At 71.3% G+C, this 13,514-nt stretch carries 11 protein-coding genes and 1 pseudogene; 6 read left to right on the top strand and 6 right to left on the bottom strand.

Translation table 11 applies throughout. From position 1 onward, the window contains the following. The first annotated feature begins 200 nt into the window (after positions 1-200). The 6 genes from ABZW03_RS25780 (at position 201) to ABZW03_RS25755 (ending at position 5,639) form a co-directional block, all read left to right on the top strand. Entirely contained in the window at positions 201-947 is a 747-nt protein-coding gene (locus tag ABZW03_RS25780) for an HNH endonuclease family protein (protein WP_355262776.1), read from the top strand. Between the two features lie 152 nt (positions 948-1,099). Beyond that, positions 1,100-2,152, top strand: coding sequence for a TerD family protein (locus ABZW03_RS25775; protein ID WP_355262770.1), 1,053 nt, complete (start codon positions 1,100-1,102; stop codon positions 2,150-2,152). Positions 2,153-2,244: 92 nt separating this feature from the next. Then, a complete protein-coding gene (locus ABZW03_RS25770) occupies positions 2,245-2,613 on the top strand; it encodes a zinc ribbon domain-containing protein (RefSeq protein ID WP_355262768.1) in 369 nt (122 codons plus the stop codon). 80 nt (positions 2,614-2,693) lie between these two features. Then, positions 2,694-2,960, top strand: a complete 267-nt coding sequence (locus ABZW03_RS25765; protein ID WP_355262765.1) for a GlsB/YeaQ/YmgE family stress response membrane protein — start codon at positions 2,694-2,696, stop codon at positions 2,958-2,960. 331 nt (positions 2,961-3,291) lie between these two features. Then, a complete protein-coding gene (locus tag ABZW03_RS25760) occupies positions 3,292-4,650 on the top strand; it encodes a hemolysin family protein (protein WP_355262762.1) in 1,359 nt (452 codons plus the stop codon). After that, positions 4,647-5,639, top strand: coding sequence for a hemolysin family protein (locus ABZW03_RS25755; protein WP_355262759.1), 993 nt, complete (start codon positions 4,647-4,649; stop codon positions 5,637-5,639). Before ABZW03_RS25760 ends, ABZW03_RS25755 begins: the two co-directional genes overlap by 4 nt. Here ABZW03_RS25755 and pknB read toward each other — a convergent pair. The 6 genes and pseudogenes from pknB to ABZW03_RS25725 all read right to left on the bottom strand — a co-directional run. Beyond that, a pseudogene (gene pknB / locus ABZW03_RS25750) lies at positions 5,551-7,602 on the bottom strand (Stk1 family PASTA domain-containing Ser/Thr kinase); the annotation flags it as partial. The gene ABZW03_RS25755 and the pseudogene pknB sit on opposite strands and share 89 nt — an antisense overlap. Before the next feature lie 258 nt (positions 7,603-7,860). Further along, the gene (locus tag ABZW03_RS25745) at positions 7,861-9,318 is read right to left on the bottom strand and encodes a penicillin-binding protein 2 (protein ID WP_355262756.1); all 1,458 of its coding nucleotides are present in this window, start codon (positions 9,316-9,318) and stop codon (positions 7,861-7,863) included. Further along, entirely contained in the window at positions 9,315-10,691 is a 1,377-nt protein-coding gene (locus ABZW03_RS25740; protein WP_355262773.1) for an FtsW/RodA/SpoVE family cell cycle protein, read from the bottom strand. The genes ABZW03_RS25745 and ABZW03_RS25740 overlap by 4 nt, the downstream gene beginning before the upstream one ends. A gap of 160 nt (positions 10,692-10,851) precedes the next feature. Next, positions 10,852-12,474: a protein phosphatase 2C domain-containing protein gene (locus ABZW03_RS25735; RefSeq protein ID WP_355262753.1), complete on the bottom strand. Its 1,623-nt coding sequence runs from the start codon at positions 12,472-12,474 to the stop codon at positions 10,852-10,854. 53 nt (positions 12,475-12,527) lie between these two features. After that, a complete protein-coding gene (locus ABZW03_RS25730) occupies positions 12,528-13,076 on the bottom strand; it encodes an FHA domain-containing protein (RefSeq protein WP_355262751.1) in 549 nt (182 codons plus the stop codon). A 46-nt stretch (positions 13,077-13,122) separates the two neighbouring features. After that, positions 13,123-13,514: FHA domain-containing protein (locus ABZW03_RS25725; RefSeq protein WP_355262748.1), on the bottom strand; the 392-nt coding region annotated here is incomplete at its 5' end.

Raw genomic sequence — 13,514 nt, 5'->3', positions numbered from 1 at the left:
GGGACGACCCGGCGGCCGTCGGGCTGCTCACCCCTGCGGCCCCGGCCGACGCGCCGCTCACCGGCCGACAGATCGCCTCCGCCCGTGGCGTCGCAGGCCCGCCATCACAAGGCGCAACTCGAACGACAGTTTGACCCGACGTGGATGAGCTGGTCTTCTGGTGCACCGTCACCTCTCCCACCGCCTCGAAGGAGTGCCACGTGCGCACCCACCGCCGCACAGCGTCGGCCGCTGTCCTGCTCACTGCCCTGGCCGTCACCGGCTGCGGCGGCAAGGACGCTGCTTCCGGCGGTGCCGCACCATCGGCCGCGGAACGCGGAACCAGCCCGCTGGCGAACCCCGACGGCACCAAGCCCGGTCTGGCGTCGCTCGCCTCGGACACCGACCGCAAGGCCGGGCTCGATCTGATATCCCGGGTCAAGACCGCCGAGCCCGGCCCGCAGACCGGCTACGACCGCGACAAGTTCGGCCCGTCCTGGACCGACGACGTGGACGGCATCCCGCTCGGCCACAACAACTGCGACACCCGCAACGACCTGCTCGCCCGCGACGGGAAGTCGGTCGAGCGCAAGGACGGCTCCGACTGCACCGTCACCGCCATGACCATCTGGGACCCCTACACGGGCAAGACCGTGCAGTGGACCAAGCAGAAGGCCTCCGCGATACAGATCGACCACGTGATGCCGCTGTCCTACGACTGGAAGCAGGGCGCGGCGGCCTGGGACAAGGCCAGGCGCGTGCAGATCGCCAACGACCCGCTCAACCTCCTGCCCGTCGACGGCTCCCAGAACTCCTCCAAGGGCGACAAGGGCCCCGCCGAGTGGCTGCCCGCCAGCCCCGAGATCCGCTGCGCCTACGCGGTGCGCTTCGCCCAGGTCGCCCTCAAGTACGACCTGCCGGTCACGCCGGCCGACAGGACGGCCATGCGGCAGCAGTGCGGCGGCTGACCTCACGGACGGAGCCCGCCTGCGGCCGCACCCGCCACGGCGATCGTCGGCCGTGGAAGTCGTGCCGGATTCCCGGACGGTCCGGGAACCGACGCAACTTCTACGGCGTTGTAGAAGAAGCACGAACCGTCAAGAACGCATGGAGGAAGGCAATGGGCGTGGGCCTCACCAAGGGGGGCAATGTCTCCCTGGCCAAGGAGGCACCGGGGATGAGCACCGTCCTGGTCGGAATCGGGTGGACCGCCGCCCCCGATGTCGACCTCGACGCCAGCGCACTGCTGTGCGACGCGTCGGGGAGGGTCGTCTCCGACGAGCACTTCGTCTTCTTCAACAACCTGCGCAGCCCCGACGGTTCGGTGCGTCACCTCGGCAGCGCGTCAGCCGGCGGTGCAGGCGGGGACCGGGAGCAGATCGAGGCCGATCTGCCCCGCGTCCCGGCCGGCGTGGAGCGGATCGTGTTCGCCGTCGCCATCTACGACGCCGCCGGGCGCAACCAGTCCTTCCGGCAGGTCCGCGCGGCCCATGTCCGTCTGACCGACCAGGCCACCGGCGCCGAGATCGCCCGGTACGACCTGACGGGCGGCACGGACGAGACCGCGATGGTCTTCGGCGAGCTCTACCGGCACGGCGGCGACTGGAAGTTCCGCGCCGTGGGCCAGGGCTACGCGTCCGGACTGGCGGGCATCGCCGCCGACTTCGGCGTGGAGGTGCTGCAACCGTCCGCTCCCCCCGCCCCGCCGCCCGCGCCCGTTCCGCTGCCGCCGCTGCCCACCCCCACCCCAGCCCCTGCGCCCGTCGCAGCCACCAGCCTCAGTCAGACAACCTCCGGGAGTTCCGCCATGACCTGCTTCTTCGACCCCTCGCACGGCATCGGCGCCACCGCCGTCCTGTGGTCCCCGCAGTGGGGCGTGCCCCGTCAGGTCCAGACGTGCGGCGCCTGCGCCCAGCGGGTCCAGACCACCCCGCCGCCGTTCTACACCCCGCAGCAGGCCGCCGGTTACCCGCAGCCCGTGCAGCAGGGCTACCCCCAGCAGGGCTACGCCCAGGTCCCCGGCCAGGGCCAGCCCGACGGGGGCGGCCGCCGCTTCGGCACCGGCGCGCTGATCGGCGCGGGCGCTGCCGGCCTGGTCGGCGGCGCACTCCTCAACGAGGCGTTCAGCGACGACGAGCCCGACGTGATCGTCAACAACTACTACGAGGACTGACAGCCGCCCCCCCGGGGGGGAGGGGACGCCTCATCCGGGACACCCCCTCCCCGAAGTACGGTGGCCTCCAGCCTGAGGACGGCCCCGATCGGGTGTCCACGTACGACCTTTGCGCCACAGCGGGTGAGGGGACCGCTGACGGGTGCTGCTGGGACGGCGCGCAGGGGCTGTGCCACACCTGTGCTCCCGACACCGCCGCCAAGGCGGTGGCGGCCCAGCGCCGCGGACTCAACGACCAGGTGTCCCAGCAGGCGTACGCCCACGGCCAGCAGACCGGCCAGGGCTACGACGTGACCACCACGCGCCAACTGGTGTGCCCGCAGTGCCGGACGGAAACCCACGGGACGCCGTCCTGCCCCGGCTGCGGGTTCCGGCTGGCGCAGCCGAGCCAGTGCACGTCGTGCCACGCGGCGGTGCCGGACGGCGCGGCCTTCTGCCCCGGCTGCGGCACCCGTCGCTGACCACCGGCGAGACGTATCGGCCCGTGACACGCCTCACCGAGCCGGAGCGAGACCGTCCGACCACACGAGATGGGTGAACCATGGGAATCGTCAGCTGGATCGTCCTGGGCCTGATCGCCGGAGCGATCGCCAAGGTCCTGTTGCCGGGACGCGACCCGGGCGGGCTGATCGTCACGACCCTGATCGGCATCGCCGGCTCCTTCGTCGGCGGGTGGCTGTCGTCCACCTTCCTGCACCGCCCGGTACAGAAGCAGTTCTTCGACCTCGCCACCTGGGGCTCGGCGATCGCCGGCGCCTTCGTGCTGCTGGTGCTCTACCGCATATTCTTCGGCAACTCCCGCGACTGACCGCGCCCAGAAGCACCTGCGGCCCGGAATCCGTCCGATCGGCCCCGTCAGCCGTACTTGACCGCCTCCGCCTCCTCGACCCCGTGGTCGTGGAGGCGGTCGAGGTAGGTCCGCACCCGCGTGCCCGGGCGCACACGCCCCTGGACGCCTTTCCCGCAAGCCGGGGGCTTACGCGACCTTGATTTGCCATACCTTTACACTCCTGTAGAACCGATCAGCCCCTACCGTCAGAAGGAGTCGCGGACCCCGCGATGGACGAGCCTCCCAGTCACCACCACCGTGCCCTTGCCCCCTGCCCGTCGAATGCGCCGTCCGGAACGGGGGTGGCACGGTGACCGAAGTGCTCCTTCTGATCCTGGCGCTGGCCCTCACAGCGGCCTGCGCGGTGTTCGTCGCCGCCGAGTTCTCGCTGACCACCGTCGAGCGCAGTGCGCTGGAGAAGTCCGTCGAGGCCGGTGAGCGGGGCTCCGCGACCGCGCTCAAGGCGGTCAAGCGCCTGACCTTCCAACTCTCCGGCGCACAGTTGGGCATCACGCTCACCAGCCTGATCATCGGCATGATCGCCCAGCCGTCGGTGGCCGCCCTGCTGAACGGGCCGCTGGAGGCCGTCGGTCTGCCGTCCGGTGTCGCCGAGACGGGTGCGCTCGTCCTCGGCGTGCTGCTGTCGACGGTCGTGCTGATGGTCGCCGGCGAACTCGTCCCCAAGAACTGGGCGATCTCCCGGCCACTGGCCGTGGCCAAGGCGGTGGCCACGCCGCAGTACTACTTCTCCGCGGCCTTCGGGCCGTTCATCGGGCACCTCAACAACACCGCCAACCGCGTCGTGCGCAGGTTCGGCCTGGAGCCCGCCGAACACCTCGCCTCGGCCCGCACTCCACAGGAACTCGTCGCGCTCGCCCGGCACTCCGCCCGTGAGGGCGCGATAGATCCCGACACGGCCGAGTTGTTCATCCGCTCGCTCAACCTGCGCGAGCTGACCGCCGAGAACGTGATGAAGCCCCGCGTCGACGTCCAGGCACTGGAGGAGCACGCCAGTGCCGCCGACGTCGCCAACCTCACCCGGGCCACCGGCCTGTCCCGCTTCCCCGTCTACCGGGACAGCCTCGACCACGTCGTCGGCACCGTCCACATCAAGGACGCCCTCGCCGTGCCCGTCGACCAGCGCCCGACACGCCCCGTGTCCGCGCTGATGACCGCACCCATGCTCGTCCCCGAGACACTCACGGCCGACCGCCTGCTCGACCGGATGCGCGGTGAGGAGACCCTGGCCGTCGTCATCGACGAGTACGGGGGCACCGCCGGCATCGTCACCCTGGAGGACATCGTCGAGGAGGTCGTCGGTGACGTCCGTGACGAGCACGACCCCACCGAGGCCCCCGACCTGATCGACCTCGGCACCGCCGACGACGGCCGCCGCCTGTGGGACGCCGACGGCATCACCCGCACCGACGAACTGGAAGCGCTCGGCCTGCCGGTGCCCGACGGCCCGTACGAGACCCTGGCCGGCCTGATCGCCGACCACCTGGGCCGCATCCCCTCCCCCGGAGACACCGCCGAGCTCAGCGGCTGGACCCTGGAGGTCCGCTCGGTCGCCCACCATGTCGCCGAACGCATCGGCATCACCGCACCCGCGCCTTCGGCCGCAACCCCGGAAGCCGGCGACGACGAGGACCGGGAGGAGAACCGATGACCGCCCTCCAACTCGCCATCGGCCTGCTCACCATCGTCGCCAACGCCTTCTTCGTCGGCGGCGAGTTCGCCCTGATCTCCGTGCGTCGCAGCCAGATCGAACCGCGCGCCGAGGCCGGCGACCGCCGCGCCAAGACCGTCATCTGGGGCCTGGAGCACGTCTCCGCCATGCTGGCCACCGCCCAACTCGGCATCACCGTCTCCTCCCTGGTCCTGGGCATGGTCGCCGAACCGGCCATCGCCCACCTCCTGGAGCCCCCGTTCCACGCCGTCGGCGTACCCGAGGGCCTGATCCACCCGATCGCCTTCGTCATCGCCCTGGCCGTCGCCACCTACCTGCACATGCTGCTCGGCGAGATGATCCCCAAGAACATCGCCCTCGCCGCGCCCGAGAGGGCCGCCTACCTGCTGGTGCCGCCGCTCGTGGCCACCTGCCGGGCCGTGCGTCCGATCGCCTTCTCCATCAACGCCTTCGCCAACCGGATCCTGCGGCTGCTCAAGGTCGAGCCCAAGGACGAGGTCGCCTCCGTCTTCACCGAGGAGGAACTCGCCCGCATGGTCAAGGACTCCTCCGACGCCGCACTGCTCAGCGACACCGACACCGCACTGCTGCACGACGCCCTCGAACTGGGCTCCCGCCCGGTCTCCGAGGTCGTCACCCCGCGCGGCGAGATCGTCTTCGCCGAACCGGGCACCACACCCGAGCAGTTGGAGCGGCTCGCCGCGCGCACCGGCTACTCCCGCTTCCCCGTGCTCGGCGCCGACAAGACGGTCACCGGCTACCTGCACATCAAGGACGCCGGATCAGTCGAACCAGGGGAATATCGGAGGCTTAGTGGTCCCCTTTGGGGGGTGTGGTGGTGGGGTCGCCCCCTTTGGGCGGCTCGGCCGCCTTCACGTACAGCTGGATCTGGGTGTTCGGGTCGACCGGGGTGCCGGCCGGCGGGTTGCTCTGCTGCACGGTCGCGTTCGGGTCCGGCTGACCGTTGACCACCTGGTACGTCAGGCCGAGCGCCTTCAGCTTGTCGGCGGCCTCGCTGAGCTTGACGTTCGCCAGCGGCGGGACCTGGGGCTTGTCCTGCGCCTTGTAGATGGTCAGCGTGATCTTGGAGTTGGCCGGGGCCTTGGTGCCGGCCTGGACCGACTGCTGGGCGACGGTGTTGACCTTGCTCGGGTCGGGGGCCGGGACGGTCTTCGAGGCGTCCACCTGGAACCCGCTGGCCTGGAGGGTCGCCTGCGCGTCCTCCTTCTGCGAGCCGACCACGTTCGGGACCTGGACCTTGGTCTTGCCCTGCGACACGGTCAGCTTGACCGGGGTGCTCGGGTCGACCGGCGTGTTGGGCGCCGGGTCCTGGGCGGTGACGGTGTCCTGCGCGGCGTTGTCGTCGTCCTTGTACTCGGTGGTGACGTTGGCGAAGCCCGCGTCGGTGAGCAGCTTGGTGGCCTGGTCCTTGGGCTTGCCGACCACGCCGGGGACCGGCGCCTTGGCCGGGCCCGAGGAGACCTGCACCGTGAGGGTGGCGGTCTCGGCGACCTGGGTGCCGGACGGCGGGTTCTGGGTGCAGACCTGGTCCTTCTTGATGTTGGCGTCCGGGCAGGCGATCTTCTCGCCCTCGGTCACCACGAGCTTGGCACCGGCCGCGGCGGCGGCCGTCTTGGCCTCGGCCAGGGTCTTGCCGACCAGGTTCGGGGCGGTGACCTTCGCGGTTTCCTTGTCGCCCTTGCCGCTGAACATCGCCTGGGCGACGAAGAAGGTGCCGACCAGGACCAGCACGGCGGCCACCGCCAGCACGATCCAGGAGGTGTTGCTCTTCTTCGGCGGCTCCTCGCCCCGCCGGCCGCCGCGGCCGTAGCCGTCGTCGTAGCCGTCGTTGCCGCCGCCCGCGGCGCCGCCGTAGGTCTGGCCGTAGCCGTCGTCCTGGTAGCCGCCCTGCTGCCCGTAGCCGGGCTGCCCGCCGGCCTGCGGCAGGACGGTGGTCGGGCCGCCGCCGGGCTGCTGCGGCAGCACGTTGGTCTGGCCGTACGGGTCGTGCTGCTGCGGGTAGCCGTTCTGGTCGTAGCCGTACCCGGCCGCGCCCATGCCGTACGCGGCCTGCTGGGCGGCGGCCACCGGCAGGCCGTCGAGGAAGCGCTCGATGTCGTCGCGCATCTCGTCGGCGCTCTGGTAGCGGTAGTCGCGGTCCTTGGCGAGCGCCTTCAGCACGATGGCGTCGATCTCGGGGCGCACCTCGGGGTCGAAGACCGACGGCGGCTGCGGCTCCTCCCGGACGTGCTGGTAGGCCACCGCGACCGGCGAGTCGCCGACGAACGGCGGGCGGACGGTCAGCAGCTCGTAGAGCAGGCAGCCGGTGGAGTAGAGGTCGGAGCGGGCGTCGACCTGCTCGCCCTTGGCCTGCTCGGGGGAGAGGTACTGGGCGGTGCCGATGACGGCCGAGGTCTGGGTCATGGTCATCCCGGCGTCGCCCATCGCCCGGGCGATGCCGAAGTCCATGACCTTGACGTTGCCCTGCCGGGTCAGCATCACGTTGGCCGGCTTGATGTCGCGGTGCACGATGCCGGCCCGGTGCGAGTACTCCAGGGCCTGGAGGATGCCGATGGTCATCTCCAGCGCGCGCTCGGGCAGCAGCCGGCGGCCGGAGTGCAGCAGCTCGCGCAGCGTGGACCCCTCGACGTACTCCATCACGATGTACGGGATGGAGATGCCGTCGATGTAGTCCTCGCCGGTGTCGTACACGGCGACGATCGCGGGGTGGTTCAGGGACGCCGCCGACTGTGCCTCGCGGCGGAAGCGGGCCTGGAACGACGGATCCCGGGCCATGTCGGCCCGGAGCGTCTTCACTGCGACGGAGCGGCCGAGCCGGGTGTCATGGGCGAGGTACACCTCGGCCATGCCGCCGCGTCCGAGGACGCCGCCGAGCTCGTACCTGCCGCCGAGGCGACGAGGCTCTTCCATAGTTCCGACCTCTCCCTCACCCGCCGGTGAGGTTGTGACGTAGGTGTCCCCGCACGCTCTGGGTGACGCCGCGCCGTCCGCGGCCGGTTCTCCGGCCGGGCCGTGCGGTGCCCCGCGGGCGGCAACGGGCACACCCGCTGCTGGCGGATACGCTACCGGTCGTACCGCACCGGGCCGGAGTCAGCCGTCGGCCGATATCAGACCGGTATCCGGACGGGGCTGCCGATCGTGACGTTCCCCTCACCCCGGAACGCGCTCCTACTTGCCGAGTGCGGCCTGCATCACCGCCTTGGCGATCGGGGCCGCGAGCCGGCCGCCGCTGATGCCGTCGCGGTTCTGCGAACCGTCCTCGACCACCACGGCGACCGCGACCGACTGGCCGTCCGCGGTCTTGGCCCAGGAGGTGAACCAGGCGAACGGCAGCCCGGCGTTGTCCTCGCCGTGCTGCGCGGTTCCGGTCTTGCCGCCGACCTGGAGGCCGGGGATCTGGGCGTTCTTGCCGGTGCCGTTCTCGACCACCGAGACCATCAGGTCCTGCATCTTCTGCGCGGTGGCCGGGCTCATCGGCTGGGAGAACTGCTTCTCGGTGTGCTTGGAGATGGTGGTCAGCGAGGCCGAGCGCTCCTGGTCCACCAGGTACGGCTGCATCAGGCTGCCGTTGTTGGCGATCGCGGCGGAGACCATGGCCATCTGGAGCGGGGTGGCGCGGGTGTCGTGCTGGCCGATCGAGTCCTGGGCGGTGCCGTCCAGGCTCGGGCTGTCCGGGAAGACGCTCTTCTCGGAGCGGACCGGCGTGTCGACCGTGCTGTTGAAGCCGAACTTCTCGGCCTGCGCCCGCATCCGCTCCTTGCCGAGGTCCGCGCCCATCTTGGCGAAGACCGTGTTGCAGGACTGGTCCATCCCGGACTTGACGGTGGCGTTCTCGCAGCGCTCGTTGGGGCTCTCGTTCTTCAGCTGGGTGGTGGTGTACGGCAGGACGTACGGCTCCGGCGTCGTCGTGGCGTCGTCGATGCCCTGGTAGAGGCCGTTCTCGAAGGCCGCGGTCGCGGTGACCAGCTTGAAGGTCGAGCCGGGCGGATAGGTCTCCTTCAGCGCCCGGTTGAGCATCGGCTTGTTCGGGTCCGCGTTGAGGTCCGTCCAGGCCTTCTTGTCGGCCTCGTCGCCGCCGGCGAAGGTGCCGGGGTCGTAGGACGGGGTGGAGACCAGGCCCAGGATCGCGCCGGTCTTCGGGTCGAGGGCGACCACCGCGCCCTTCTTGTTGCCCATCGCGTCGAAGGCCGCCTTCTGGACCTTGGCGTTGATGGTGGTGACGACGTCGCCGCCGCGCTTCTGCTCGCCGGTCAGCATGTCCAGGGTGTTGCGGAAGAACAGCCGGTCGTCCGTCCCGGAGAGGATGCCGTCCTCTAGGTTCTCCAGCTGGTTGGAGCCGTAGGCCTGGGAGGAGTAGCCGGTCACCGGGGCGTACATCGGGCCGTCGACCCAGGAGCGCTTGTACTTGTAGCGCAGGCCGTCGACGAAGTCCGACTTGGTCACCGGCTGGCCGCTGACGATGATGTTGCCGCGCGGGTGGGCGTACCGGTCGTACACCTGGCGCTTGTTGTTCTTGTTGGTGGCCCAGGACTCGGCCTGGACGCCCTGCACCCAGTTGGTGCGCACCATCAGGGCCAGGATCAGCACGAGGCAGAAGATCGAGACCCGGCGGATCGGCTTGTTCATCGGGCGGGTCCTCCCTGGCCCTCGGTGGCCGGGGCCGGTTCGGCCCCCGGTCGGCGGGCGCTGTCGCTGATCTTCAGCAGGATCGCGACCAGCGCCCAGTTGGCGACCACGGACGAACCGCCCTGGGCGAGGAACGGCATGGTCATACCGGTGAGCGGGATCAGCCCGGTGACACCGCCGGCCACCACGAAGACCTGGATCGCCATCGCCGAGGAGAGGCCGACGGCGAACAGCTTGCCGAACGGGTCGCGGGCGGCGAGCGCGGTGCGCAGGCCGCGCTGGACCAGCAGTGCGTACAGCAGGAAGATCGCCATCAGGCCGGTCAGCCCGAGCTCCTCGCCGAAGGAGCCCAGGATGAAGTCGCTCTTGGCGGCGAAGGCGATCAGCCAGGACCGGCCCTGGCCGAGGCCGGAGCCGGTGACCCCGCCGGAGCCGAGCGCCATCAGCGACTGGCCGATCTGCTCGGTGGCGCCCTTCGGCGGGTTCGCGCTGAAGGCGGCCATCGGGTCCAGCCAGGCGTTGATGCGGACCTTCACGTGGCTGGCGGTCGAGGCGACCGCGACCGCTCCGCCGACCGACATCAGCAGGCCGAACAGGATCCAGCTGGTCCGCTCGGTGGCGACGTAGAGCATCACCACGAACAGGCCGAAGAACAGGAAGGACGTGCCGAGGTCGTTCTCGAAGATCAGGATCAGCAGGCTGAGCAGCCAGATCACGATGATCGGGCCGAGGTCGCGGCCGCGCGGCAGGTACAGGCCCATGAACCGGCGGCTGGCCAGCGCCAGGGCGTCCCGCTTGACCATCAGGTAGCCGGCGAAGAACACGGTCAGGATGATCTTGGCGAACTCGCCGGGCTGGATGGAGAAGCTGCCCAGCCGGATCCAGATCTTGGCGCCGAAGTCCTCCGCCCGGGACGGGAAGAAGGCCGGCGCGGCGAGCAGGACCAGGGCCACCACCATCGAGATGTAGGTGTAGCGCTGGAGCACCCGGTGGTCCTTCAGCAGCACCATCACGCCGATGAAGCCGGCGATCCCGAGGGCCGACCACATCAGCTGGTTCTCGGCCGCCGCGTAGTTCCCGGGGAGCAGCTTGCCCGCCTTGTCGAGCCGCCAGATCATCACCACCCCGAGCCCGTTGAGCAGGGTGGCGATCGGCAGCATCAGCGGGTCCGCGTACGGCGCGAAGCGGCGCACCAGCAGGTGCGCGACCACCGCCAGGGCGCCCATGCCGAACCCGTAGCCGAGCATGCCGGCGGGCAGCTTGCCGTCCATCGCGAGGCCGACGTTGGCGTACGCGAGGACCGGCAGCAGCACCGCGAAGACCAGCATGGCCAGCTCGGTGTTGCGCCGGTTCGGCGCCCCCTGCGGGGAGATCGTGGTGTTGTCCCGGCGGCGGGGGACGGCGCGGTCGGCCGCCGCCCGGCGCCGGCCGGACCGGGTGGACTCTTCGCTCAGGTCGTAGCTGCTCACGTGGTGACCGCTCCCTGACGGCCGGCAAGCCCGCGCGGGGCGGACCTATGTCGGATCACGGACGTCACTGCTTCGGGCAGGAGTTGGCCCGGCTGAGTTCCTCTTCGGTCAGCGGTGCCTGGTCGCCCTGCGCGCCGGCCGCCGGAGGGGTGGCGTTCGGCACCGGGGCGGGTGTCCCGGGGGCGGTCGGGGTCGGCGTCGGGGTGGCCGCGGGCGCGGTGGTCGGCGCCGCCGCGGCCGGGCCGCGGTTCTTCTCGGTCGGGGTGGGCGTGCTGACCAGGTACGCGGCCGGCGCGGCCTGCGTGGCCGGCGGGGCGGCCGGGGCGGTCGCCTTCGCGGCCCGCTGGCAGAGCTGGACCCAGCCGTCGAGCTCGTTGACCGTCGACTGGGCGTCCTTCATGCTGCCGACCGAGATGGTCTTCCGCACGTGCGCCTGCTGGTCCTCGGGCAGCCACTTCAGCTGGATCTTGCTGTACGAGGAGTGCACCGAGGACAGGCTCAGACCGGCCAGGTTCTGGTTGAGGCCCTGGTAGATCGCGACGTGGTCGTCCTGGGTGCCGACGTAGTACTGGTCCTGGGTCCACTGGTAGCCGAACCAGCCGGCGCCGCCGAGCAGTCCGAGCGTGACCAGGACGGCCAGCGAGACCGTCAGGCCCTTGCGCTTGCGCTTCGCGGGGCGCTGCTCGTCGAACTCCTCGGTGCCGTACACCGAGGTCTCGCCGGAGCCGTACTCGCCCTCGTAGCCCTCGGCGGGGCCGAAGCCGCCCGGAGCGGCGCCGTAGCCCTCCTCGTAGCCCTCGGCCGGGCCGAAGGCGCCCTGCGGGCCGCGGCCGAGGCCGGCGGCGCGGCCGGCCGGGGTGTCCGCGATCGAGCGGTCGGCGGCGGCCGAGGACGGCGGGGCCTCGGCGACCGCGCCGACCACCACCGGGACGTCGTTGAACTGGCCGCTCATGGTGTCCGTGGCGCCGACGTCGATGACGTCCGCCACGATGCAGGTGATGTTGTCCGGACCGCCGCCGCGCAGCGCGAGCTGGATTAGCTCCTGCACGGTCTGCTCGGGCGAGTAGTAGCTGCCCAGGGTGTCCTGGAGGGTCTGGTGGCTGACCGGGCCGGAGAGGCCGTCGGAGCAGATCAGGTAGCGGTCGCCGGGCCGGACCTCGCGGATCGACAGGTCGGGCTCGACCTGGCCGCGGCCGTCCAGCGCCCGCATCAGCAGCGAGCGCTGCGGGTGGGTCTCGGCCTCCTCGGGCGTGATCCGGCCCTCGTCGACCAGGCGCTGCACCCAGGTGTGGTCCTGGGTGATCTGCACCAGGGAGCCGTCGCGCAGCAGGTAGGCGCGGGAGTCGCCGACGTGCACCAGGCCCATCCGCTGGCCCGTCCACAGCATGGCGGTCAGGGTGCAGCCCATGCCCTCCAGCTGCGGGTCCTCCTCGACCATCTGCCGGAGCCGGTCGTTGGCGCCCTGGACGGCGTCGCCCAGCAGGGTCAGCAGGTCGGCGCCCGGCACGTCCTCGTCCAGCCGGACGATCGAGCCGAGCACCTCGGAGGAAGCGACCTCGCCGGCCGCGGCGCCGCCCATGCCGTCGGCCACGGCCAGCAGCCGCGGCCCGGCGTAGCCGGAGTCCTCGTTCCCCTCCCGGATCAGTCCCTTGTGGGAGCCGGCGGCGAAGCGCAGCACCAGGGTCATGCGACCTGTGCCCCCCTCTGGGTCATGGACGGGATGCTGTCCCTCATGCGCTACTACTTCCGCAGTTCGATGACGGTCCTGCCGATACGGATCGGCATGCCCGGCTGGAGCGGGGTGGGCGCGGTCAGGCGCTGCCGGTCCAGATAGGTGCCGTTGGTGGAGCCTAGATCCTCGACCGTCCACTGCCCAGTCTGATCCGGATAGATCCTGGCATGCCGGGAGGACGCGTAGTCGTCGTCCAGCACGATGGTGGAGTCGTGCGCGCGGCCGAGCGTGATGGTCTGGCCCTGGAGGGCCACCGTGGTGCCGGCCAGCGAGCCCTGCACCACGACGAGCTGGGTCGGACCGCCGCGACGGCGGCCGCCGCCGCCCTGGGTCTGGCCCGCCGCGGCCGGACCGGCCTGGGTCGGCGCGGCGGCGCGGGCGGCGGTCGCGGTGGCCGCGCCGCCGGCCGCCGTGGCGCTCGCGCCGCGACGGGAGGACCGCGGGTTCACCTTGGTGCCGAACAGGTCGCTGCGGATCACCTGGACCGCGACGATGACGAACAGCCACAGCACGGCCAGGAAGCCCAGCCGCATGACCGTGAGGGTCAGTTCTGACATGACCGTCCCGCCAGTCGGTGAGCGAGGCGCGCGAACAATTCGGACACTACCCTTCGACCTGCCGGTAGACGATGGTGGTGGAGCCCACGACGATTCGGGAGCCGTCGCGGAGCGTAGCGCGCTGGGTGTGCTGTCCGTCCACCACGATGCCGTTGGTGGACCCCAGGTCGAGCACCATCGAAGGGGTGCCGGGCCGGATCTCGGCGTGCTTGCGGGAGACCCCGGGGTCGTCGATCCGCACGTCCGCCTCGGTCGACCGGCCGAGCACGCAGGCCGAGCCGGTGATCTGGTGCCGGGCGCCGTTCACCTCGACCCAGCGGCGCGTCCCGGCGCCGCCGTGGCCCGCGCCGGGGAAGGCGCGGACGTTTCCGCCGGCGGGCGCGGGCGGCCCGGGGGGCATCGCGGGGTGCGCGACAGGCGGCGGGGGCGAGCTGTTCT

Source organism: Kitasatospora sp. NPDC004799 (assembly GCF_040609095.1).
Taxonomy (GTDB): Bacteria; Actinomycetota; Actinomycetes; order Streptomycetales; family Streptomycetaceae; genus Kitasatospora.
The sequence above is the reverse complement of the archived record's forward strand: the minus strand, read 5'-3'. Positions and strand labels throughout refer to the sequence as shown.